The following is a 21,242-nucleotide window of genomic DNA, read 5'->3' as shown; positions in this document are numbered from 1 at the left end:
CAGCCCCCACCGCAGGTGGGCCTTTGAACGCAGAAGCCCCCGGCCACGCCGGGGGCTTCCTGCATGCCACACCCGCGGTTGAGCTTCCCGTTGTTGCGCGTGCGGGCTATTCCTCCTCTGCCGTGGATCCGCCCGCACCTTCCCTGGGGAACCCGTCACGCTCATAGGTGGAGTTCAACTTGGCCATGTAGCGGGCCAGTTCCTGCAGGTCCTCCACCGGCCACTCACGCAGCCGCTCCTGGAAAACCTGGCGCCTCGCGTCCTGGACCTGGTGCATCTTCTCTTCGCCCTTAGGCGTCAGCCGGATGGACTGTGCGCGGCGGTCCTGGGGATCCGCTTCCTTTGACACCAGCCCCAGGCTTTCCAGGAAAGCAATCTGCCGGCTGACCGACGGTTTGCCCACCCCGATGTTCATGGCGAGCTCGGTCAGGCGGATGGGGCCTTCCCTCCGGATCACCGTCAAAAGTCCGTAGGCCGCAGGCTCCATGTCGGGGTGGACTTGGCGTGAGAGCTGGTTGGAGATGGCCCTGGCCCGCCGCCAAAAGAGGCTGATCTGGTGTTCGACGTTCTGCAGCGCGGTGTCGGCCGCATCATCGCCGGCGTCCTGCCGCGGCGGAAGATCAGGGGAGTTGCTCATGGCAACAATTCTAGGGTCCGCGATCATGAGAGGATTTACCGATGCGAATCAGCGAGTACTGGCGCCTGATGGATGACGAGTTCGGTGCGGGATACTCCCGCGTGCTGAGCAGCACCCTGGTCCTTGGGAGTGTGGGCGGCCGCACCGCCGACCAGGCCCTGGCTTCGGGCGTCGACCCCCGCAAGGTGTGGCTGGCAGTCTGCGACGTCCAGGACGTGCCGGCCGAACGGCGGCTGGGCCGGGACATCGCCCCGCGCCGCGATTAGGGCGCCTGACACGCCGCACGGCCGGCACTCTTCGAATACCTGTTCGGATAACGCTATGCTTTTTCTATTGGGCTTATCCACATAGCCGTTGTCCTCAGGCCGGAATGTCAGTGGGTCCGATTAGCGTCAGAGATGACCAATACAACGGCCGCGAAGGCCACCATCGAGAAAGCATTAGAGGTGTCAACCATGGCGGCAGCCCCGGATCGTGCAAAAGCGCTGGAAGCAGCGCTTGCCCAGATTGACAAGCAGTTCGGCAAGGGCTCGGTCATGCGCCTGGGCGACGAAGTCCGTGCCCCGATCGAAGTCATCCCCACCGGCTCCATCGCCCTGGACGTCGCCCTCGGCATTGGCGGGCTCCCGCGCGGCCGAGTCATCGAAATCTATGGTCCTGAGTCCTCCGGTAAGACCACCGTTGCCCTGCACGCCGTGGCCAATGCCCAGCGCGCCGGCGGAATCGCAGCGTTCATCGACGCCGAACACGCCCTGGACCCCGATTACGCCGCCAAGCTGGGCGTGGACACCGACGCCCTCCTGGTCTCGCAGCCGGACACCGGTGAGCAGGCGCTTGAGATCATGGACATGCTGGTCGGCTCCGGCTCGCTGGACGTCATTGTCATCGACTCCGTCGCCGCCCTGGTGCCGCGCGCTGAAATCGAAGGCGACATGGGCGACAGCCACGTGGGCCTCCAGGCACGGCTCATGAGCCAGGCCCTCCGTAAAATCACTGGCCGCCTGAGCCAGACCAAGACCACCGCCATCTTCATCAACCAGCTTCGCGAAAAGATCGGCGTCTTCTTCGGGTCCCCCGAAACCACCACCGGTGGTAAGGCCTTGAAGTTCTACGCGTCGGTCCGCATCGACGTCCGGCGGATCCAGACCCTCAAGGAGGGCGCGGATTCCGTCGGCAACCGGACCAAGGCCAAGATCGTCAAGAACAAGATGGCTCCGCCCTTCAAGGTCGCTGAGTTCGACATCATCTATGGCCAGGGCATCTCCCGCGAAGGCGGCATCATCGACATGGGCGTGGAGCACGGCATCATCAAGAAGTCCGGCTCCTGGTTCACGTACGACGGCGACCAGTTGGGCCAGGGCATGGAGAACTCGCGCCGCTTCCTGCGCGACAACCCCGAGCTTGCGGCGGAACTGGAGCGACTGATCAAGGAGAAGCTCGGTGTCGGCGTAAAGCCCGCCGAGGACGAATCCAAGGACGCACCAAAGCTGAAAGCCGTCGACGGGTTCTAACCCTTGACAGGACCACGTTCACGACGCGACCGTACCGGCGGCCCTTCTTCAGGGCCGCCGGACGGCTTTAACGTTCCAGAGGATCCGCAGGCTGTTGACGACGAACCGGACCCCTTCACGGTGGCGCAGGCCATTGTGTACCGGCAACTCACCGCAGCCCCCAAGAGCAGGCTCCAGCTTGCCCGGAAGCTGGCCGAGCGGAATATCCCGGAACACGTCGCCGAGGCGGTGCTGGACAAGTTCCAGGAGGTCCGCCTGATCAACGACGCCGAGTTCGCGGACATGTGGGTCAGGAGCCGGTCCCAGTCCCGCAAGCTTGCCAAGGGCGCCCTCCGGCGTGAACTCGCCGAGAAAGGCATTGACCAGGAAACAGCGGCTGCTGCCCTGGAGCAGCTGACCGACGCCGACGAGGAATCCGCTGCACGCACGCTGGTGGAGCGTAAACTCCGGCCCGGGACGGACTTATCCGACCGGGCGGAACGTGACAAGGCTGTCCGGCGGCTGGCCTCCATGCTGGCAAGGAAGGGGTACCAGCCCTCCCAGGCGTTCAGGATCGTCAATGACGTCCTGGATTCCCCGCACGATCCCGACGGCGGCATGCTCTAAAGCCGGTACCCTTAACTGGTGAGTTTGACCATTCCTTCCCCCCATTCCGGCGCTGCCCCCTCCGTTGAGCCCGATGCTGTCCCGCTGTCCGGTTCCGTTCCAGCCGGCGGAGCGCAGCCGCGTACGTACCAGGTCCGCACTTTCGGTTGCCAGATGAACGTGCACGACTCGGAGCGGATGGCCGGCATGCTCGAGGACGCGGGCTATGTTCCGGCGGACGGCGAACATGCTGACGTCGTGGTGTTCAATACGTGCGCTGTCCGGGAAAACGCCGACAACAAGCTGTACGGCAACCTCGGTATCCTGGCCCCCGTCAAGGCAGCCAACCCGGGCATGCAGATCGCCGTGGGCGGTTGCCTGGCCCAGAAGGACCGCGAAACCATCCTCAAGAAGGCACCGTGGGTGGACGCAGTCTTCGGTACCCACAACGTCGGTGCCCTGCCCGCGCTCCTGGACCGGGCACGGCACAACAATGAGGCCCAGCTGGAAATCCTGGAGTCCCTGGACGTGTTCCCGTCCACGCTGCCCACAAAACGCGACTCCGTCTACTCCGGCTGGGTGTCCATCTCGGTTGGTTGCAACAACACCTGCACGTTCTGCATTGTGCCCGCCCTCCGCGGCAAGGAGAAAGACCGCCGGCCAGGCGACATCCTCGCCGAGATCCAGGCGCTCGTGGATGACGGCGCCATCGAAGTGACCCTCCTTGGCCAGAACGTCAACTCCTACGGGGTCGAATTCGGGGACCGGCAGGCCTTCTCCAAGCTCCTTCGCGCCTGCGGCGACATCCAGGGCCTTGAACGCATCCGCTTTACCAGCCCGCACCCGGCCGCCTTTACCGATGACGTCATCGACGCCATGGCCGAAACGCCAAACGTGATGCCACAGCTCCACATGCCGCTGCAATCCGGATCGGACCGCATCCTCAAGGCCATGAAGCGTTCCTACCGGTCAACCAAGTTCCTGGGCATCCTGGACAAGGTCCGCGACAGGATTCCGCACGCCGCCATCTCCACCGACATCATCGTGGGGTTCCCCGGCGAAACCGAGGAGGACTTCCAGGCCACGCTGGACGTGGTGGAAAAGTCCCGCTTTGCCACCGCTTTCACCTTCCAATATTCAAAGCGCCCCGGCACGCCCGCCGCCGATCTGCCTGACCAGCTGCCAAAGGCTGTTGTCCAGGAGCGGTTCGAACGCCTCACCGCCCTCCAGGACCGGATCGCTGCCGAGGAAAACCGGAAGCAGCTCGGCCGCAGGCTTGAGGTCATGGTCACCGCACAGTCCGGACGGAAATCCGGGGAAACCCATCGGTTGTCCGGCCGCTCGCAGGACCAGCGGCTGGTGCACTTCTCGGTTCCGGACGGCGCTCCGGCCCCCAGGCCCGGGGACCTGGTTACCGTCACCATCACCGAGGCCGCGGCCTTCCACCTGGTGGCCGATCCCACCCTGGAGGACTACAACCTGCGCCGCTCACGGGCAGGGGACGCCTGGGACAGGTCCCAGGCCGATTCCTGTGGTGCGCCTGCCCCGGGCGCCGCCGGCGCCGGACCCAAAGGCGTCTCCCTGGGCATGCCCTCGCTGCCGCTGCGCACCCGCTGAAGGTGGCTGCCCCGCCCGTCATCGCCGTCGTCGGCCCCACCGGCTCCGGTAAATCCGACCTCGCCGTCAACCTCGCCCTGGAACTGGACGGCGAGGTCATCAACGCCGATGCCATGCAGTTCTACCGCGGGATGGACATCGGCACCGCCAAGATCACGATGGCCGAGCGCAGGGGCGTGCCGCACCACCTCCTGGACATCCTGGACGTAACAGAGGAAGCCAGCGTCTCCGACTTCCAGCAGCAGGCCCGGGAAGTCATCGAGGACATCCATGCCCGCGGCAAACGGGCAATACTGGCCGGCGGCTCCGGGCTGTACGTGCGGGCTGCCCTGGATGTCCTGGAATTCCCGGGGACGGACCCAACACTGCGTGCCCGGCTGGAGCGGGACCACGCGCAACTGGGCACCCAGCCGCTCCTGGACAGGTTGAGGGCCGTGGATCCCGATTCCGCTGACAGGGTCTCGGACGCACGGCGGATTATCCGTGCCCTTGAAGTCCACGAACTCACCGGGCGGCCCTTCAGTTCCTTCATGCCCCGCCGGGAGTACCACCAGCCCGCGGTGCAGGTGGGCCTGGGCGTGGACCGGGAGGTCCTGCGGCAGCGCCTGGCGGAGCGGGTTCACCGGATGGTGGAGGCCGGCCTGCTCGAGGAAGTCCGGCTGCTTGATGCCCGGGGCCTGCGGCGGGGCAAAACCGCCTCCCGTGCACTTGGATATGCACAGTTCCTGCAGGTGGTCGACGGCACGTCCACCGTTGCAGACGCCGCGGAGGAGACCATCGTGGCCACCCGGCAGTTCGCCCGCCGTCAGCTGACCTGGTTCCGTGCCGATCCCCGCATCACCTGGCTGGACTGGCAGGATCCGGGACTCGTGGGCAAGGCGGCGGAGTTGTGCCGGTAGCTGCGGTTTCAGCGCCGGCGGCATGCGCCGCTACGCTTGGGACCATGAATGCAACCCCCGCCGAAACCACTGGGCCCGTCCTGCACACGCTGAGCGGGCTCCGCTTTTCCAAGGGGCACGGGACCGGCAACGATTTCGTCCTGGTGGCCGACCCTGAGGGCATCCACGCCATCGGTGCGGACCAGGCTGCCGCGCTGTGCGACCGGCACCGGGGGATCGGCGCCGACGGCCTGATCCGTGCCGTCCCGTCCCGTTTCCTGCCCGAGGGCCGGGAACTGCTCACCGAAACCCCGGACGCGGAATGGTTCATGGATTACCGCAACGCCGACGGCTCGTTGTCTGAAATGTGCGGCAACGGGGTCAGGGTGTTCGTCCACTTCCTCCGGTCCGAGGGCCTGATCGATCTGTCCGACGGCGGGTCGCTCACCATCGGCACCCGCGGCGGGGTAAAGACCGTGGTCCGGACAGGAAACGGTTATGCCGTGGACATGGGCCCCTGGGAGTTCATCTTCCCCGGGGAGGCAAGCGCCAAGGCCATGGATTCCCTGGTCACCGCCGAGGGGCTGGAAGTTCCCCGGCCTGCCCTCTCCGTGAGCATGGGCAACCCGCACACGGTGGTGGCCCTCGCGGAACTGGGCGAACTCGAAGGTACCCGGCTCTTCACCGCACCCAAGGTCGACCCGGTACCCGTCAACGGGACCAACGTTGAGTTCGTGGTCCCCGCGGAGCCGCTGGTCAATGGCGGCGTGGGCTCTGTGACCATGCGGGTGCACGAGCGGGGTGTGGGGGAGACCCAGTCCTGCGGAACCGGCGCCTGCGCCGCCGCCGTGGCCATCCGGCACTGGGCCGGCCCCGAAGCGCCGGACGCCTGGCGTGTCCACGTTCCGGGGGGAGTGGTGGGCGTGAAGTTCTTTGCCGGCCCCGCCGGCCACGAGCACGTGGAGCTCAGCGGCCCCGCCGTTATTGTGGCGAGCGGGACGCTTTCGTAACCTTCAGGATCCGGAAGGACTTTGACGTTGACTCGCGCGTCACGCTGAAGGAAGCATCGAGTTCACCGGCCAGCCAGCGCTGCAGGGAATCCGAGCCCAGGTTCTTCTGCACCACCAGCCATGCCGTCCCGCCGTCCGCCAGGCGTGGAAGCCACAGCTTGAGCAGCGCGTGCAGTTCGTCCTTGCCGATCCTGATGGGCGGGTTGGACCAGATGGTGTCGAACCGGACACCAGGGTCTACCTCCTGGGGAGTACTGGCCACGACGTTGGACAGTCCCAGCGAAGCCGCGTTTTCGTTGGTCAGGGTGACGCAGCGTTCGTTGACATCCACTGCGTAGACCTTTGACCCGGGCGCCAGCAAGGCCATGGTGAGTGCGATGGGACCCCAGCCGCATCCGATATCCAGCAGGTTGCCCTGGGGGTGCGGCGCCGGAACTTCGGCCAGGAGTACCGCTGTGCCCTTGTCGATCCCGTCCGGGCTGAAGATGCCCGTGGAGGTCTGGAGTCTCCGCGTTTCACCGGCCAACTCCACGGTAAGGGGCTTCCGCGTGAAGGGGCCGGCGGGGGACGTGCTGAAATAGTGTGCGGACTCCATAACTGGCCAGAGTAGTTCCCCTTGCAGCGTAATGGGAAACCGTGCTAAATCCGCTCTGCTACGCTGGATGGCATGTTCCTGATCTTCGAGTAGCCGGCACGGGCCACGCCCGTCCCGCAGCCTGTCCTCCAGCGACAGCCCGTCCCGCAGCGATGCAGGCCCCCAGCCTTCCGCTTGTGCACCGGCCAGACCCAACTGTCTGTCCCGGCCGCCGGACGATACTCGAAAGTCAGCCTCCCGCTGCCCTTCCCGCTATTTTCCGGCCCTTTTTTGCCTTGCCGCCGTCCCGACGCGGCATCCCCGGCCCCGGCACCGCAGCCGGCCGCCACAAAAACAGGAGAATTGCATGACCGCAGGCCGTCAGCCCAGCGCGAATACGTTCCAACTTCCAACCAATCAGCACTATTCTGGAATTGCCGAATCTTCAAAGGAGACCATGACCAGCCAGCCCAACACCGGTTCAGATCCAGCCGCCCAGGACATGAGTCCGCAGGAGATCCAGGCTGTTATCGACCGGATCCTCGCGAAGGACGTCCCGGCCAAGAATGTCAGCACGCCCGCCGGTGAGGGCAGCGGCAATGGAAAACCGGTGCTCGGCAAGGCACAGGCTATTTCCCGCCTTGACGAAGAGCACTCAACCTACGACGGCGACCAGCAGGACCTCGAGGAACGGCGCGCGCTGCGCCGAAGGGCAGGTCTGTCCACCGAACTCGAAGACGTCACCGAAGTCGAGTACCGCCAGCTCCGCCTGGAGCGGGTGGTCCTGGCAGGGCTTTGGTCCGAGGGGACCCTTGCGGACGCCGAAAACTCACTGCGTGAACTGGCAGCCCTCGCCGAGACCGCCGGTTCGGAGGTCCTGGACGGGCTGGTGCAGCGCCGCGACAAGCCGGACCCCGGAACGTTCCTGGGTTCAGGCAAGGCACTCGAACTCAAGGACATTGTCATGTCCACCGGTGCGGACACCGTGGTGGTGGACGCTGAACTGGCGCCTTCCCAGCGCCGTGGCCTTGAGGACATCGTCAAGGTCAAGGTCATCGACCGTACGGCCCTGATCCTTGACATTTTCGCCCAGCATGCCAAGAGCCGCGAAGGCAAGGCCCAGGTGGAGCTGGCGCAGCTGGAGTACCTGCTTCCCCGCCTGCGTGGCTGGGGTGAGTCGATGTCCCGCCAGGCCGGTGGCCAGGTGGGCGGCGCAGCCGCCGGCATGGGCTCACGTGGCCCCGGTGAGACCAAGATCGAACTGGACCGGCGCCGGATCCGAACCCGCATGGCGAAGCTGCGGCGTGAAATCGCCGCAATGAAGCCGGCACGGGAGACCAAACGGGCCAACCGCCGTCGTAATGAAGTGCCGTCAGTGGCAATTGCCGGGTACACCAACGCCGGCAAGTCCTCCCTCCTCAACCGGCTTACGGACGCCGGCGTCCTGGTGGAGAACGCGCTGTTCGCCACCCTGGATCCCACCGTGCGCAAGGCGGAAACCGCCGACGGCCTGGGCTACACCTTGGCCGACACGGTCGGATTCGTCCGTTCGCTGCCCACCCAGCTGGTGGAGGCCTTCCGCTCCACCCTCGAGGAGGTGGCGGACTCGGACCTGATCCTGCACGTGGTGGACGTTTCGCATCCCGACCCGGAAGGACAGATCGCTGCCGTCCGGAAGGTCTTCAGCGAAGTTGATGCCCGCAAGGTGCCGGAGATCATCGTGCTGAACAAGGCCGATGCGGCCGACCCCTTCGTGGTGGAGCGTTTGAAGCAGCGCGAGCCACGCCATGTGGTGGTCTCCGCCCGCACCGGCGAGGGCATTCCGGAACTGCTGAAGGCCATCAGCGAATCGATTCCCCGGCCTTCGGTCAAGATGGACGTGCTCATCCCTTACGACCGCGGAGACCTGATCAGCAAGCTCCACGAGTCCGACGCCGAAATCCTCAACGTGGACCACGTTGAGGCCGGGACCAGGGCTGAGGTGAAGGTCCGCGAGGGCCTGGCGTCCGAACTGGAACCATTCGTCGTCAATGAGTGATCCCGCGGCCGGCGAAGCCGCACAGACGGACGGCGAGCAGTTCGTTATCGAACTGCTCGACCGTGCCGTCGCCGGCATGGGCGGACAAAGCCGCACCGGACAACACGAAATGGCCCGGCAGGTGGCCCGGGCCATCGAAACCGGCAACCACCTGCTGGTCCAGGCCGGCACTGGCACCGGCAAGTCGCTGGCCTACCTGGTGCCGCTCATCGCGCACGCCCTGGAGAGCAACAAGCCGGCGTTGGTGTCCACGGCAACGCTGGCACTGCAAACCCAGATTGTCGGAAGGGACCTGCCGCGGCTGCTGAAGAACATCACACCGTCCTTGGAACGGCCGGTCAAGGTTGCCCTGGTGAAGGGGCGGTCCAACTACGTCTGCCGCCACAAACTCGAAGGCGGGTTCCCCTCAGAGGAGCCTGCCGAAGGGCAGCTCTTTTCCCTGGGCGAGGACACCAGCGTCCCGCACTTCGCCGCGTCCGTGGGCGGCCCCTCCTCCCAGCTTGGGAAGGAAGTAGTTCGGCTCCGCGAATGGGCAGAGAAAACGGCCACCGGTGACCGGGACGAACTGCTCCCCGGCGTGACAGACCGTGCCTGGCGACAGGTGTCCGTCACCTCCATGGAATGCCTGGGAGCGCAAAAATGCCCCATGGCCGCCGAGTGTTTCAGCGAGCTGGCGCGGCAGGACGCAGCCGAGGCAGACGTGGTGGTGACCAACCATGCCATGCTTGCCGTCAGCGCCTTCGAAGGGCTTGCAGTCCTGCCCGAGTATGACGTCGTGGTGGTGGACGAAGCCCACGAACTCCAGGACCGGGTTACCGGAGCCGTGTCCGGGCAGCTGTCTGTGGCCATGGTCCACGCTGCCGCGTCCGGCGCCCGCAAACATACCGCCATCACCGTCGATGCCTTGAACGCCGCAGCCGACAATCTTGAGCTGGCCCTTGCCGGCGCGCCAAACGGCCTGCTCCCCAACGGCCTGAATGATGAACAGCTGGACTGCATCGACCAGCTTCGGGAGGCGTGCCGCGCCGCATTGTCGGATTCCAAGGGGGACAGCAACACCACTGCGGACGGCGGCCGGCAGCTGGCGCGGTCCCGCCTCATGCTCATCCTCGAACTGTGTGAGCGTCTGATCGCTGCCAGGGAAAACCGGGAAGTCGTCTGGTTATCCCGCGCCGGCACATTCGACCCAGGCCAGGGATACACGCAGCCCGACGACAACGCACCCGTGCTGATCAACATCGCACCGCTTTCCGTTGCGGGCAGGTTGCGGGAAGGGCTCTTCGCCGGGCACACCGTCGTCTTGACGTCCGCGACGCTGGCGATTGGTTCCGCTTTCGAGCCCGCGGCCGGTGGACTGGGCCTCATCGGTGAAGGTGCACCCAGCTGGACGGGCGTGGATGTCGGCTCGCCCTTCGATTACCCCAAACAGGGCATCCTCTATGTGGCCGGCCACCTGCCAAAACCCGGCCGCGGCGTTTCCCCCGAGGCGCTGGAGGAACTGGAGGCGCTTATCAAAGCGTCGGGCGGCGGGGCTCTGTGCCTGTTTTCATCGCGCCGGGCGGCCGAAGAGGCCGCCGACGCCCTCCGGCCCAAGCTCGACGTGACTGTCCTCTGCCAGGGTGAATCGACCATGACTGCCCTGGTCAAGCAGTTCGCCGACGAACCGGACACCTGCCTTTTCGGGACGATGTCCCTGTGGCAGGGGGTTGATGTTCCGGGAGGCTCCTGCCGCCTTGTAGTGATCGACCGCATACCGTTCCCCAGGCCGGACGATCCGCTGATGACGGCGCGTTCACGTGCCGTGGCGCAGGCCGGCGGGAACGGCTTCATGTCGGTGTCGGCCACGCACGCCGCCATCCGGCTGGCCCAGGGCGCCGGCCGGCTGATTCGGTCCACCGGAGACAAAGGTGTGGTGGCCGTCCTGGACTCCCGGCTGGCCACTGAACGCTATGCCGGCTTCCTGCGGGGAGCGCTCCCGCCGTTCTGGGCCACCACGGACCGCAGCAAGGCGCTGGCCGCATTAACCAGGCTCGGAGCGGACGCGGCCAGATAGTTGACGCCCAGGGACAACTTCCCAGTAAACGTCCGGACCGCTGGCCAAGGATGAACGTGGCCGGCGGATCCTTGGCTCAAGGAAACGGCTAAAGGGAACGCAGGACCGAGACCACTTTGCCCATGATGGTGGCGTGGTCTCCCAGGATGGGTTCGTACTGGGTGTTCTGGGGGAGCAGCCAGGTGTGGCCGTCACGCTGGCGGAACGTCTTGACGGTCGCCTCGTCATCGAGCAGGGCCGCAACGATGTCCCCGTTGGCAGCGTCCGCCTGGCGCCTCACCACCACCCAGTCACCGTCACAGATGGCCGCGTCCACCATGGAATCGCCTGCCACCCTGAGCATGAACAGTTCGCCCTGTCCAACGAGCTGGCGGGGGAGCGGCATGACGTCCTCGACGAGTTGCTCGGCAAGGATGGGGCCGCCGGCAGCAATCCGGCCAACCAGCGGAACCATGGCCGTATCAAGAGCGGTGGGCAGTTCCGTCACCGTGGCTCCGCTGCCCTGGGCCTGAGGTGCAGGAGATGTGCCTGCTGCCTTGCCGCCGCCGCCGTCCAGCGTGAGGGGCATCAGGACTTCCATGGCGCGCGGCCGCTTGGGGTCGCGCCGCAGGTAACCCAGCTTTTCCAGTTGCGAGAGCTGGTGGGTCACGCTGGAGAGGCTCGCCAGGCCCACGGTGTCGCCGATTTCGCGCATGGAGGGCGGGTACCCGTTTTCATTGACTGAGCGCTGGATGGTTTCGAGGATCTTCTTCTGCCGCGGCGTCAAACCCTTGGCCGTCTTCTTCGATTGCGGGGCGGTCCTGCCCCCGGCGGCTGCTGCTGCCATATTCGCCAATGCCTTTCGCTTGCCGCCGGATCTTCCAGGAGCACTGTTTCCCAGCACCCCCTGAAGGACTGCCACTGTCATTGTCAGACCCTGCTGTTCAACTTCAGTGGTGGTTGTTCTGTGATTTCAAAGCTAGGCCAGCCACATGGGTTTTTCAAACATTTGTTCTAGCGAGTCTCGACATTATTCGTTGATAGGTGCTAAAACTAAACAAGCAAAGTTCGAACATGTGTTCTAACCAGTGCCTGCCCTATTCGAAGACGCAGCCGGAAGAAGTAAGCGGCGCGGAACGAATCGAGGGGCGGTTGGCTGGGTGGACACCCGGGCAGCACGGCAGGTCCAGGAGGGCTCAGTTCATGTCAGCTATATCTCTTCACCAGGTTTCACTCCCGCAGGCGGTTTCCCTCCAGGGGCGGAAGACTTCAAAGCGCTCGATTTCTTCAAGCAGCGCCCGCCCCTCAGCAGCACCTTTGCGGCTCACACGGCGGGGGCAGGTCGTCCTGATCGGAGTTCCGCTTGTACTACTCGCCGTCCTCCTGATGTCCCTGGCCGGACTCTTCAACTCGCCGGCCAAGGCTTCCGATTCCGCTGCGGACCTGGCCGTGACGCCCACGGTTACGGTAACGGTGCAGGCCGGGCAGTCGCTGTGGTCCATCGCCGGGGCCGTTGCTCCGGACCGGGATGCCCGGGACGTGGTGGCAGATATCGTCCAGCTCAACAACCTTTCCGCCGGCGCCGTCCTGCCTGGCCAGCAACTGTTCGTCCCTACGCGCTAAGGGGATGCGGGCGTCAGTCCTGGTAGAAACCCCGGCAATTGGCCGCCACGCCCTTGGCGAACAGCACCCGTCACATTTTCCGGTGGTTGTCCCGGCAACTAAACTGTTCAGGTGAACGACCAGCTAGAACGTCTGAACCGGCTTCCCCTCCGCAGCAATCTTCGTGGGCTGACCCCTTACGGGGCACCCCAACTGGACGTCCCCATCCTGCTGAATGTCAATGAGAACACCCATGGTGTTCCGGCGGACGTGCGTGCCGCCATCAGTGCCGCCGTCACGGAGGCTGCTGCAGGGCTCAACCGCTATCCTGACCGGGAGTTTACTGAACTGCGGAAGGCATTGGCGGAATACCTGGGGCACGGGCTCGACGAAACCAACCTTTGGGCAGCCAATGGCTCCAACGAGGTGCTGCAGCAGATCCTGCAGGCCTTTGGCGGGCCGGGACGCACCGCCCTCGGCTTCCCGCCCACGTACTCCATGTACCCCCTGTTGGCCAGCGGAACGGACACCGGGTACATCACGGGTCAACGTGCGGAAGGCTATGACCTGAGCGCAGAGTCCGCCGCCCGGCAGGTCAAGGAACTGCAGCCGAACATCGTCTTCCTCTGCTCGCCCAACAATCCCACCGGGACCGGCTTGGGACTGGACGTCGTGGAGGCTGTCTATGAGGCCGGCGAGGCAAGCCAGGCCATTGTGATCGTCGACGAGGCCTACCACGAGTTCGCCCACGACGGTACTCCCAGCGCCCTGAGCCTGCTGCCCGGACGGGAGCGGCTCATCGTTTCCCGGACCATGAGCAAGGCGTTCGCACTGGCCGGCGCCCGGCTTGGCTACATGGCGGCCGCCCCGGAGGTCACCGACGCGCTGCGGCTGGTGCGCCTGCCGTACCACCTGTCCGCGATCACCCAGGCAACGGCCCTGGCCGCCCTCCAACACCGTGAAGCGCTGATGGCTGATGTCCAGGACATCAAGGAGCAGCGCGACCGCATCGTGACGGAACTGACCCGGATGGGCCTCACCCCGGCCGCGTCGGACTCCAACTACGTGTTTTTTGGGGGCCTGGAAAACCCGCACCAGGTCTGGCAGGAGCTCTTGGATGCCGGCGTCCTCATCCGCGACGTGGGAATCCCCGGCCACCTTCGGGTCACGGCAGGCACTGAGGCGGAAACCACAGCCTTCCTTACGTCCCTGGAGCGCATCCTTGCGGGCCAGGCCGCGCTTCCCGCCTAGACTTGATACAGCGGCGCTGGACGCCTTGAACCACTTCCTCTCGCACAAAGGATCCTCACCATGAGTCCCACCGGATCGAATACGGCTGCGGCCCGGACCGCCCGCATGGAGCGTGCCACCAGCGAGTCCTCCGTACTCGTGGAGATCAACCTCGACGGCACCGGCGTATCGGACATCGATACCTCCGTGCCGTTCTACGACCACATGCTCACGGCCCTGTGCAAGCACTCCCTGATCGACATGACGGTCAAGGCCACGGGCGACACCCACATCGACGTCCACCACACAGTGGAGGACGTGGCCATCACCTTCGGTGAGGTGCTGCGGACCGCCCTGGGTAACAAGGCCGGGATCCGCCGGTTCGGCGAAGCCACCGTGCCGCTGGACGAAGCGCTTGCCAACGCTGTGGTGGACGTCTCCGGCCGCCCATACCTGGTGCACGGCGGCGAGCCTGCCGGCCAGGAGTACCACCTGATCGGCGGCCACTTCACCGGTTCCCTGACCCGCCACGTTTTCGAGGCCATCACGCTGCACGCCGGCATCTGCCTGCACATGAACGTGCTCGCCGGCCGGGACCCGCACCACATCGTCGAGGCGCAGTTCAAGGCCTTCGCACGCGCCCTCCGTGCCGCCGTGGAACCCGATCCCCGGGTCGAGGGCATTCCCTCCACCAAGGGGGCGCTGTGAGCGGACAGGTCCTGAAGGACGGCGCCATCATCGACCCGTCAGCTTCGCGCAAACTGCCTTCACCGGAGGGCAAGCCCACCGTCACCGTGCTCGACTACGGCTCCGGGAACGTCCGGTCCGCCGTGCGCGCACTGGAACGTGCCGGAGCGGAAGTGATCCTCAGCGCCAAGCCTGAAGATGTACTGAACGCTGACGGCTTGGTGGTCCCGGGTGTGGGTGCGTTCGAAACCGTCATGCGCGAACTCAAGGCCGTTGACGGTATCCGGCTCATCGGCAGGCGGGTGGCAGGCGGCCGTCCCGTGCTCGGCATCTGCGTGGGCCTCCAGGTCCTCTTCGAAGCCGGAGTGGAACACGGCACCGAAGCCGAGGGCATCGGCGAGTGGCCCGGCAAGGTCGAGGCCCTCCCGGCCGAGGTGGTTCCGCACATGGGCTGGAACACCGTCAAGGTGCCCGAAGGCTCCAAGCTCTTCGCCGGCGTCGAAAACGAACGGTTCTACTTCGTGCATTCATATGGCGTGCAGGAATGGAACTTCGACGTCATCCAGCCCCGGATGGCGCCGCCCCTGGTGACCTGGTCAGAGCACGGCGGCCCGTTTATCGCGGCGGTCGAGAACGGCCCCCTCTGCGCCACCCAGTTCCACCCGGAGAAGTCCGGCGACGCCGGCGCGCGGCTCCTGCGCAACTGGGTGGAAGGCCTGCGCAAGCCCGCTGGCGGCCAACCTGCTGCAGCGCCGGCAGACGCTGGCAGCGACGCCTAGATGTGGTCCGTACTCCTGATGGGCCTCGCCGGCATCCTCATCGGTGGCGGCATCTCATTCCGGCAGCAGCACAAGCCGCTCTGGACCCAGGTTGCGTTCTACGTCCTGGCGGGCATGTCACTGCTCGCCGCCTATCTGCTGACGCTGCCGGCCGGCTGACCACCAGCCGCCGGCGGCGCGATGGCGGCCTGCACGCCCTGCCCCACCAGCGTCGCAGTCCCGGCGCCCTGCTTTGCCCGAAACGAAGAACCAACACCGAGGATGAGTATGACCACCGCACATGACCTGCCGGTACTTGAACTTTTGCCAGCCGTCGACGTCGTCAACGGCCAGGCCGTCCGGCTGGTCCAGGGCGAGGCCGGCAGCGAAACCAGCTACGGAACACCCCTTGAAGCTGCACTGAACTGGCAGCAGCAGGGCGCCGAGTGGGTGCACCTGGTGGACCTGGACGCCGCTTTCGGCCGCGGCTCCAACGCTGACCTGCTCCGTGAGGTTGTGGGCCGGCTGGACATCAAGGTGGAGCTCTCCGGCGGCCTCCGGGATGACGAGACCCTGGAAGCCGCCCTTGACCTGGGCGTGGCCCGGGTCAACCTGGGGACGGCTGCGCTGGAGAATCCGGAGTGGACCCGGCGGGCCATCGAGCGGTTTGGCGACAAGATCGCCGTCGGCCTTGATGTCCGCGGAACAACCCTGGCCGGCCGGGGCTGGACCAAGGAAGGCGGGGATCTCTGGGACGTGCTGGGCCGCCTCGAGGAGGCCGGCTGCTCCCGGTACGTCGTGACCGACGTGACCAAGGACGGCACGCTGCAGGGACCCAACGTCGAGCTCCTGCGCCAGATGGTGGAAAAGACCGGCAAGCCCGTGGTGGCTTCCGGCGGCATCTCCAGCCTGGATGACCTGAAGGTCCTCCGGTCCCTGGTCCCCCTGGGCGTCGAAGGCGCCATCGTGGGCAAGGCCCTGTATGCCGGCGCCTTCACCCTGCCCGAAGCCCTCGACGTCGCCGGCCGTCGCTAAGCCCGGCGGCCTCTCCACCCATGCCTAACCTCGAAGAGCCGGGGCGCCCGGCCCCCCGCCCACTGCCTGGCCACATCGCGGCAGCGTTGGCCAGCGCCGGCGGCGCCACGGATTCCGCCGGCCAGCCGTGGGCAGGACGCAGCCTTGCCGGTGACGACGCGAAGATCCACAACTTCGAGGACGACGACGGCACGGCCGACGCCGGTTACCTCGCCGCAGTGGCAGCGCTCCGGCAGGGGACAGGAGATGAAGCGGGCGTCGTCGCCGCCCTGGCAACCGCACGGGTTTTCATTCCGATTGTGGCGCAACTGGCCGAAGAAGCTGAATCAGCCCACGGGCTGCACGCGGACAAGCAGGCAGACATGGCGCTGGTGACGCTGAAGGCGGCCGATGGCAGGACCGCCCTCCCCGCATTCACCTCGGCGGCGGCGCTGGCCGCCTGGCATCCCGAGGCCCGGCCCGTTGCCGTGTACGCCGCGCGGGCGGCCCTCTCGGCAGTCGCGGAAGGCGCCGAACTCCTGGTCCTGGACCCGGGAGCAGACGTGACGTTCGTGCTGCGGCGCCCCGGCGTCTGGGCACTGGCACAGCAGCACGACTGGATCCCTTCGTACGACGACCCCGAACTGGCCGATGAGATGGCCCGCGCCGCCTCCGGTTTCGCCGCCATCCGCAGCATCGGGCTGTTGCCGGGCAGGGGAGTAGCGTCCCGTGCAGCAGACGGCGCCGTGCTCCCGGGCGGCGGCGCCGGGCCGGAACTCCAGGTGGTGCTGTACCTCGAGGACGGCCTGGACGCCGCCGGTGTCCAGGAACTGGTGGCCGGTCTGCAGTCGGAGTGGTCGCGGAATGTATTGTTTGGGGAGCGCGTCGACTCCCTGGAAATCAAACTGAGGCGCGCTCCCGACTAGCCGGCAGCCGGATGGGTGATCCCCGCCAGCGCTGCGGCATACCCTGAAGGACCGCTTCGTGAATTTCGCTCTCTACCGGGAGTTGCTCGCCATCCGGCCGATCCGCCGGCTGCTGCTGGTGGGCATGATTGCCCGCATCCCGCACTCGGCCGCCGGGGTGCTCCTGACCCTGCATATCGTCCTCACCCTCGGCCAGGGCTACGCCGCCGCGGGTGCCGCGGCAGCCGTCATGACCATCGGCATTGCCTTGGGCGCTCCATGGCGTGGCAGGCGCGTTGACACCGTGGGACTGCGGACCGCACTCATCCCGTCCGTGGTCTCGGAGACGGTGATCTGGTGCGTCGTGCCGCACGTGTCCTACCAGTGGCTCCTCCCGTTGGTCTTCGTGGGCGGCCTGCTCACGCTGCCCATCTTCAGTGTGGTCCGGCAGTCCCTTGGCGTCCTGGCGGAAGGCGACCAGCGGCGCACCGCATTCGCCCTGGACGCCATCACCACGGAAATGGTCTTCATGATTGGCCCTGCCGCCGGCGCTGTGGTGGCCACCAGCGGATTTACCATCGCCGGGTTGACTGTAGTCGGCGTCGCCACGTCCCTCGCAGGGCTGTTCCTCATGTGGTTCAACCCGCCCACCCGCAGCCCGGGACAAACCGTCGAATGCGCCGAGGATGAGCAGCACGCAGCGGAAGTTGCCGTCGTCGCCACCGCGCCGGCCCACGTCCAGGAAGCGGCCGCGGAGCTGGCGCCCGCCGGAGCGGCCACCAGTGCTGCACAGGGACTGCGCGGAAGGCTGGCAGGTGGCTTCGCCTGGTTCACCGCAACGGTCGCGGCACTCTTTGCCGTTGCTGCCGGCGCCGGAATGGTGTTGAGCGGCACCGACGTCGGCATTGTTGCGGCGCTGCAAACCGGCGGACGCCAGAGCGAAATCGGTATCGTCTTCGTCTTCTGGTGCGCTGCGTCAGTGGTGGGCGGCCTCATCTACGGCGCCATGCACCGGCCCATCCCGCCTGTCATCCTGCTGCTGGGCATGGCGGCGCTGACCCTGCCCATGGCTTTTGCCCACGACACCTGGACCCTGGCGTTCGTCTCCGTCCTGCCGGGCCTGCTCTGCGCTCCCGTACTCTCCGCGGCCTCCGAGAAAGTCGCGGACCTGGTGTCCGAGGAGCGGCGGGGGGAGGCCATGGGCTGGTATGGCTCAGCCCTGACCGCGGGTGTTGCCCTCGGTTCGCCGCTGGCCGGCATCTTCATCGACGTCATGGGGCCGTCCGGGGGCTTCGTTTCCGTCGGCACCGCTGGCGTCGTGCTGTGCCTGGTGGGCCTGGTCCTCCAGCAGCGCCGCCGGAAAGCCGCCGCCTGATACCCGGCCTGCCCATCGATTGCTCCGCAGTTGTCGTTCTGGCTCCGCTAAACGGCAGGTACGGAGCAATCGATGGAGTTAAAGCGCGACGGCGGGACGACCTTGAAAGGCCGTCCCGCCGTCGGACGCTGCTGGGGTGGGTTCTTCCTTAGTTCACTGCCCCGGTGTACTTTTCGCCCGGGCCCTTGCCCGGGGCGTCCGGAATCAGCGACTCCTCGCGGAAGGCCAGCTGAAGGGACCGCAGTCCGTCGCGCAAGGGACCGGCGTGCTGTGAGCCGATTTCGGGGGCGGCGGCGGTGACCAGGCCGGCCAGTGCGGTGATCAGTTTCCGGGCCTGGTCAAGGTCCTTCAGCTCGGCGGCGTTGTCCTCTGCGGCCAGGCCAAGCTTGACGGCGGCGGCGCTCATCAGGTGCACGGCGGCCGTGGTGATGACCTCGATGGCGGGGACTTCGGAGATGTCGCGGATCTGTTGTGAAACGTCTGCGCCTGCGTCGCCGGGCTCGAAGACGTACGAATTACTGTCTGGGGTGCTCATACTGGTAAGCTTGACACAGACCGACTGGATGTCGTTATTTCAGAGATTGTCCCAAACGATCAGGTTCCCAGCAGCGCTTCCGGCGTTGACGGGAATTTTTTCTGTAGAATGGCTTCCAGTTTGCAAGCGGAGCTCTCTCCCACCCGCGTCAGCCGCTGTCCCAGGCGTTCCCTTCGGAACCTGCAGGGGGCGCAAGGTTGCCGGGTACCTGGTTGGGCACGGACCGGCATTCGCCGGGACTGTGCACGTGCAGCCCTTTCGGGGTTGCTGAGCCAACCTATCTGAGGCCTTCGATTGCTCCGGCAATTGGGGGCCTTCTCTATTTGCCGGGACTCAACAACAAACACAGGAGCTTTAACATTAGCGAGCCAAGAATCAATGAGCGTATCCGCGTCCCCGAGGTGCGGCTGGTCGGCCCTGCAGGTGAACAGGTAGGAATCGTCCGTATTGAGGATGCCCTGCGACTGGCTGCCGAGTCCGACCTTGATCTCGTTGAAGTTGCACCTCAGGCGAAGCCTCCGGTGTGCAAGCTGATGGACTTCGGCAAGTACAAGTACGAGGCCGCGGTCAAGGCACGTGAAGCCCGGAAGAACCAGACGAACACTGTTCTGAAGGAAATCCGCTTCCGGTTGAAGATCGACACCCACGACTACGAGACCAAGCGCGGCCACGCCCTCCGCTTCCTCGGTGCCGGGGACAAGGTCAAAGCCATGATCCAGTTCCGCGGCCGTGAGCAGCAGCGTCCGGAGATGGGCATCCGCCTGCTCCAGCGCTTCGCCGACGACGTCGCTGAAGTTGGCGTAGTGGAGTCCAGCCCCCGCATTGACGGCCGCAACATGGTCATGGTGGTTGGTCCCCTGAAGAACAAGGCTGAGGCCAAGGCCGAAGCCCGGCGCGCCACCCAGCGTGCGGAGGCGAAGGCGCAGAACGAAGCCAAGGCTTCCGGCCGCGTTGATACCTCAGGCCAGGACCAGGCCCCCATGACGCAGTCACTGGCGGACCTGCTGCCGGAGGGTTTCACCGTCTCCACCGAGCCGGACGCCGTCGCTGAGGACAACGCCCCCGCCGAGGCGCCCGCCGCTCCGGAACAGGAAGCTCCGAAGCAGGAGGCTCCAAAGGCTGCTGCACCGAACCAGGAAGCTCCGAAGCAGGAAGCCCCCAAGGCTGCTGCACCGAAGCAGGAAGCCCCCAAGGCTTCTGCTCCGAAGCAGGAGGCCCCCAAGGCTCCTGCACCGAAGGCTGCTCCGGCGCCCCGGCCTGCAGCTGCCGCCAAGCCGGAAGCCGCCGCGCCTGCGGCGCCCAAGTCGGCCGCTGTGCCTGCACCGCCCAAGCCGGTGGCCAGGCCTGCTGCGCCGAAGCCTGCTGCACGCCCTGCCCCCAAGGCAGCGCCGAAGCCGGCCGGCAAGAAGACCAACTAGTTCACAGCTGCCGGGGTACGCACCCGGCAGTCAGCAACCAGCATGCTGCCCGCAGGGGCGGCTGCGCGATAGAACTGCGGCCCCAGGGCCCGCAGAAACGTAAGGAGATCGGTTCCCATGCCGAAGATGAAGACCCACAGTGGTGCTAAGAAGCGATTCAAGCTGACCGGCAGCGGCAAGCTGCGCCGCCAGCAGGCCAACCGCCGCCACTACCTGGAGCACAAGTCCTCCCGCCTGACCCGCCGCCTTGCCGGCGACAAGATCGTCTTCAAGGGCGACGCCAAGGTCATCCGGAAGATGCTCGGCATCTAATTTCCAAGTTCTATGAGGGGCTGCCACCTGGTGGTCCGTCACCTGCCAAACAGCATTCTCAGGCCGCCGGAACTCCGGCAGTAGATGCTTGGGATCAGATTTTCGAAGGAGTACGCACGTGGCACGTGTGAAGAGGGCGGTCAACGCCCACAAGAAGCGCCGGGTTGTTCTTGAACGCGCAAAGGGTTACCGCGGACAGCGTTCGCGCCTGTACCGCAAGGCCAAAGAGCAGCTGCTGCACTCGTTTGTGTACAGCTACGGCGACCGCAAGAAGAAGAAGGGTGACTTCCGCCGCCTGTGGATCCAGCGCATCAACGCTGCTTCCCGCGCCAACGGCCTCACCTACAACCGCCTCATCCAGGGCCTGAAGGCCGCCGAGGTCGAGGTTGACCGCCGTATGCTGGCCGAGCTTGCCGTCTCTGACGCCAACGCTTTCGCCGCACTGGTCCAGGTGGCCAAGGACTCCCTGCCGGCAGACACCTCCGCCAAGAAGGCAGCAGCCTAGGCAAGCCGCTTCCGCCCCT

At 66.0% G+C, this 21,242-nt stretch carries 23 protein-coding genes; 19 read left to right on the top strand and 4 right to left on the bottom strand.

The annotated features are described in order from the left end of the window. Positions 1-106: 106 nt before the first annotated feature. Positions 107-637: a MarR family winged helix-turn-helix transcriptional regulator gene (locus QFZ60_RS13215; RefSeq protein ID WP_307090956.1), complete on the bottom strand. Its 531-nt coding sequence runs from the start codon at positions 635-637 to the stop codon at positions 107-109. Positions 638-678: 41 nt separating this feature from the next. On the opposite strand from QFZ60_RS13215, the gene QFZ60_RS13210 reads away from it, so the two are divergent. From QFZ60_RS13210 to dapF, 6 genes are all read left to right on the top strand, one after another. Then, on the top strand, positions 679-903 hold the full coding sequence (locus QFZ60_RS13210; protein ID WP_307090953.1) for a DUF3046 domain-containing protein: 225 nt from the start codon (positions 679-681) through the stop codon (positions 901-903). 189 nt (positions 904-1,092) lie between these two features. Beyond that, on the top strand, positions 1,093-2,148 hold the full coding sequence (gene recA / locus QFZ60_RS13205) for a recombinase RecA (protein WP_056338727.1): 1,056 nt from the start codon (positions 1,093-1,095) through the stop codon (positions 2,146-2,148). 120 nt (positions 2,149-2,268) lie between these two features. Then, the gene (locus QFZ60_RS13200) at positions 2,269-2,754 is read left to right on the top strand and encodes a regulatory protein RecX (RefSeq protein WP_307093307.1); all 486 of its coding nucleotides are present in this window, start codon (positions 2,269-2,271) and stop codon (positions 2,752-2,754) included. 18 nt (positions 2,755-2,772) lie between these two features. After that, positions 2,773-4,350, top strand: a complete 1,578-nt coding sequence (gene miaB, locus QFZ60_RS13195; protein ID WP_307090951.1) for a tRNA (N6-isopentenyl adenosine(37)-C2)-methylthiotransferase MiaB — start codon at positions 2,773-2,775, stop codon at positions 4,348-4,350. 2 nt (positions 4,351-4,352) lie between these two features. After that, complete coding sequence (gene miaA, locus QFZ60_RS13190; RefSeq protein WP_307090949.1) at positions 4,353-5,249, top strand: tRNA (adenosine(37)-N6)-dimethylallyltransferase MiaA; 897 nt, start codon at positions 4,353-4,355, stop codon at positions 5,247-5,249. 44 nt (positions 5,250-5,293) lie between these two features. Further along, a complete protein-coding gene (gene dapF, locus QFZ60_RS13185) occupies positions 5,294-6,238 on the top strand; it encodes a diaminopimelate epimerase (protein WP_307090947.1) in 945 nt (314 codons plus the stop codon). Here dapF and QFZ60_RS13180 read toward each other — a convergent pair. Then, a complete protein-coding gene (locus QFZ60_RS13180; protein ID WP_307090945.1) occupies positions 6,210-6,833 on the bottom strand; it encodes a class I SAM-dependent methyltransferase in 624 nt (207 codons plus the stop codon). The genes dapF and QFZ60_RS13180 overlap by 29 nt on opposite strands. A gap of 436 nt (positions 6,834-7,269) precedes the next feature. Here QFZ60_RS13180 and hflX point away from each other — a divergent pair, with 436 nt between their 5' ends. Continuing rightward, positions 7,270-8,850 carry a GTPase HflX gene (gene hflX / locus QFZ60_RS13175; RefSeq protein WP_307090944.1) on the top strand — a complete coding sequence of 527 codons (1,581 nt, stop codon included), beginning with the start codon at positions 7,270-7,272 and terminating at the stop codon, positions 8,848-8,850. Continuing rightward, positions 8,843-10,903, top strand: a complete 2,061-nt coding sequence (locus tag QFZ60_RS13170; RefSeq protein WP_307090942.1) for an ATP-dependent DNA helicase — start codon at positions 8,843-8,845, stop codon at positions 10,901-10,903. Before hflX ends, QFZ60_RS13170 begins: the two co-directional genes overlap by 8 nt. Before the next feature lie 88 nt (positions 10,904-10,991). Here QFZ60_RS13170 and lexA read toward each other — a convergent pair whose 3' ends face one another. After that, positions 10,992-11,729 carry a transcriptional repressor LexA gene (gene lexA, locus QFZ60_RS13165; RefSeq protein ID WP_142121117.1) on the bottom strand — a complete coding sequence of 246 codons (738 nt, stop codon included), beginning with the start codon at positions 11,727-11,729 and terminating at the stop codon, positions 10,992-10,994. Between the two features lie 434 nt (positions 11,730-12,163). Here lexA and QFZ60_RS13160 point away from each other — a divergent pair, with 434 nt between their 5' ends. The 8 genes from QFZ60_RS13160 to QFZ60_RS13125 all read left to right on the top strand — a co-directional run bounded on the left by QFZ60_RS13160 (position 12,164) and on the right by QFZ60_RS13125 (position 18,453). Continuing rightward, entirely contained in the window at positions 12,164-12,505 is a 342-nt protein-coding gene (locus QFZ60_RS13160; protein WP_373427722.1) for a LysM peptidoglycan-binding domain-containing protein, read from the top strand. 111 nt (positions 12,506-12,616) lie between these two features. After that, positions 12,617-13,735 carry a histidinol-phosphate transaminase gene (locus tag QFZ60_RS13155; protein ID WP_307090937.1) on the top strand — a complete coding sequence of 373 codons (1,119 nt, stop codon included), beginning with the start codon at positions 12,617-12,619 and terminating at the stop codon, positions 13,733-13,735. Positions 13,736-13,795: 60 nt separating this feature from the next. Then, complete coding sequence (gene hisB / locus QFZ60_RS13150; protein ID WP_018771583.1) at positions 13,796-14,422, top strand: imidazoleglycerol-phosphate dehydratase HisB; 627 nt, start codon at positions 13,796-13,798, stop codon at positions 14,420-14,422. Next, complete coding sequence (gene hisH / locus QFZ60_RS13145) at positions 14,419-15,180, top strand: imidazole glycerol phosphate synthase subunit HisH (protein ID WP_307090935.1); 762 nt, start codon at positions 14,419-14,421, stop codon at positions 15,178-15,180. The genes hisB and hisH overlap by 4 nt, the downstream gene beginning before the upstream one ends. Then, positions 15,181-15,339 carry a hypothetical protein gene (locus tag QFZ60_RS13140; protein WP_307090933.1) on the top strand — a complete coding sequence of 53 codons (159 nt, stop codon included), beginning with the start codon at positions 15,181-15,183 and terminating at the stop codon, positions 15,337-15,339. It abuts the gene before it with no gap. Between the two features lie 108 nt (positions 15,340-15,447). Beyond that, positions 15,448-16,194 carry a bifunctional 1-(5-phosphoribosyl)-5-((5-phosphoribosylamino)methylideneamino)imidazole-4-carboxamide isomerase/phosphoribosylanthranilate isomerase PriA gene (priA, locus tag QFZ60_RS13135; protein WP_307090932.1) on the top strand — a complete coding sequence of 249 codons (747 nt, stop codon included), beginning with the start codon at positions 15,448-15,450 and terminating at the stop codon, positions 16,192-16,194. Between the two features lie 20 nt (positions 16,195-16,214). After that, on the top strand, positions 16,215-17,099 hold the full coding sequence (locus tag QFZ60_RS13130) for an SseB family protein (RefSeq protein ID WP_307090930.1): 885 nt from the start codon (positions 16,215-16,217) through the stop codon (positions 17,097-17,099). A gap of 58 nt (positions 17,100-17,157) precedes the next feature. Further along, positions 17,158-18,453 carry an MFS transporter gene (locus QFZ60_RS13125; RefSeq protein ID WP_307090928.1) on the top strand — a complete coding sequence of 432 codons (1,296 nt, stop codon included), beginning with the start codon at positions 17,158-17,160 and terminating at the stop codon, positions 18,451-18,453. Between the two features lie 148 nt (positions 18,454-18,601). On the opposite strand, the gene QFZ60_RS13120 is transcribed toward QFZ60_RS13125, so the two are convergent. After that, on the bottom strand, positions 18,602-18,988 hold the full coding sequence (locus tag QFZ60_RS13120) for a DUF1844 domain-containing protein (RefSeq protein WP_307090926.1): 387 nt from the start codon (positions 18,986-18,988) through the stop codon (positions 18,602-18,604). A gap of 401 nt (positions 18,989-19,389) precedes the next feature. On the opposite strand from QFZ60_RS13120, the gene infC reads away from it, so the two are divergent. The 3 genes from infC to rplT all read left to right on the top strand — a co-directional run bounded on the left by infC (position 19,390) and on the right by rplT (position 21,223). After that, complete coding sequence (infC, locus tag QFZ60_RS13115; RefSeq protein WP_373427682.1) at positions 19,390-20,406, top strand: translation initiation factor IF-3; 1,017 nt, start codon at positions 19,390-19,392, stop codon at positions 20,404-20,406. 117 nt (positions 20,407-20,523) lie between these two features. Continuing rightward, the gene (rpmI, locus tag QFZ60_RS13110; protein WP_009358635.1) at positions 20,524-20,718 is read left to right on the top strand and encodes a 50S ribosomal protein L35; all 195 of its coding nucleotides are present in this window, start codon (positions 20,524-20,526) and stop codon (positions 20,716-20,718) included. Between the two features lie 118 nt (positions 20,719-20,836). Beyond that, on the top strand, positions 20,837-21,223 hold the full coding sequence (rplT, locus tag QFZ60_RS13105) for a 50S ribosomal protein L20 (protein WP_142121133.1): 387 nt from the start codon (positions 20,837-20,839) through the stop codon (positions 21,221-21,223). Positions 21,224-21,242: the final 19 nt, after the last annotated feature.

The sequence above is a fragment of the Arthrobacter sp. B2I5 genome (assembly GCF_030816735.1).
Classification (GTDB): Bacteria; Actinomycetota; Actinomycetes; order Actinomycetales; family Micrococcaceae; genus Arthrobacter.
The sequence above is the reverse complement of the archived record's forward strand: the minus strand, read 5'-3'. Positions and strand labels throughout refer to the sequence as shown.

Excerpts from the sequence above, each read along its gene's own strand:
- QFZ60_RS13215 (WP_307090956.1), bottom strand. The coding sequence starts at position 637 with ATGAGCAACTCCCCTGATCTTCCGCCGCGGCAGGACGCCGGCGATGAT.
- QFZ60_RS13210 (WP_307090953.1), top strand. The coding sequence starts at position 679 with ATGCGAATCAGCGAGTACTGGCGCCTGATGGATGACGAGTTCGGTGCG.
- recA (WP_056338727.1), top strand. The coding sequence starts at position 1,093 with ATGGCGGCAGCCCCGGATCGTGCAAAAGCGCTGGAAGCAGCGCTTGCC.
- dapF (WP_307090947.1), top strand. The coding sequence starts at position 5,294 with ATGAATGCAACCCCCGCCGAAACCACTGGGCCCGTCCTGCACACGCTG.
- QFZ60_RS13180 (WP_307090945.1), bottom strand. The coding sequence starts at position 6,833 with ATGGAGTCCGCACACTATTTCAGCACGTCCCCCGCCGGCCCCTTCACG.
- hflX (WP_307090944.1), top strand. The coding sequence starts at position 7,270 with ATGACCAGCCAGCCCAACACCGGTTCAGATCCAGCCGCCCAGGACATG.
- QFZ60_RS13170 (WP_307090942.1), top strand. The coding sequence starts at position 8,843 with ATGAGTGATCCCGCGGCCGGCGAAGCCGCACAGACGGACGGCGAGCAG.
- lexA (WP_142121117.1), bottom strand. The coding sequence starts at position 11,729 with ATGGCAGCAGCAGCCGCCGGGGGCAGGACCGCCCCGCAATCGAAGAAG.
- hisB (WP_018771583.1), top strand. The coding sequence starts at position 13,796 with ATGAGTCCCACCGGATCGAATACGGCTGCGGCCCGGACCGCCCGCATG.
- QFZ60_RS13140 (WP_307090933.1), top strand. The coding sequence starts at position 15,181 with ATGTGGTCCGTACTCCTGATGGGCCTCGCCGGCATCCTCATCGGTGGC.
- priA (WP_307090932.1), top strand. The coding sequence starts at position 15,448 with ATGACCACCGCACATGACCTGCCGGTACTTGAACTTTTGCCAGCCGTC.
- QFZ60_RS13130 (WP_307090930.1), top strand. The coding sequence starts at position 16,215 with ATGCCTAACCTCGAAGAGCCGGGGCGCCCGGCCCCCCGCCCACTGCCT.
- QFZ60_RS13120 (WP_307090926.1), bottom strand. The coding sequence starts at position 18,988 with ATGAGCACCCCAGACAGTAATTCGTACGTCTTCGAGCCCGGCGACGCA.
- rpmI (WP_009358635.1), top strand. The coding sequence starts at position 20,524 with ATGCCGAAGATGAAGACCCACAGTGGTGCTAAGAAGCGATTCAAGCTG.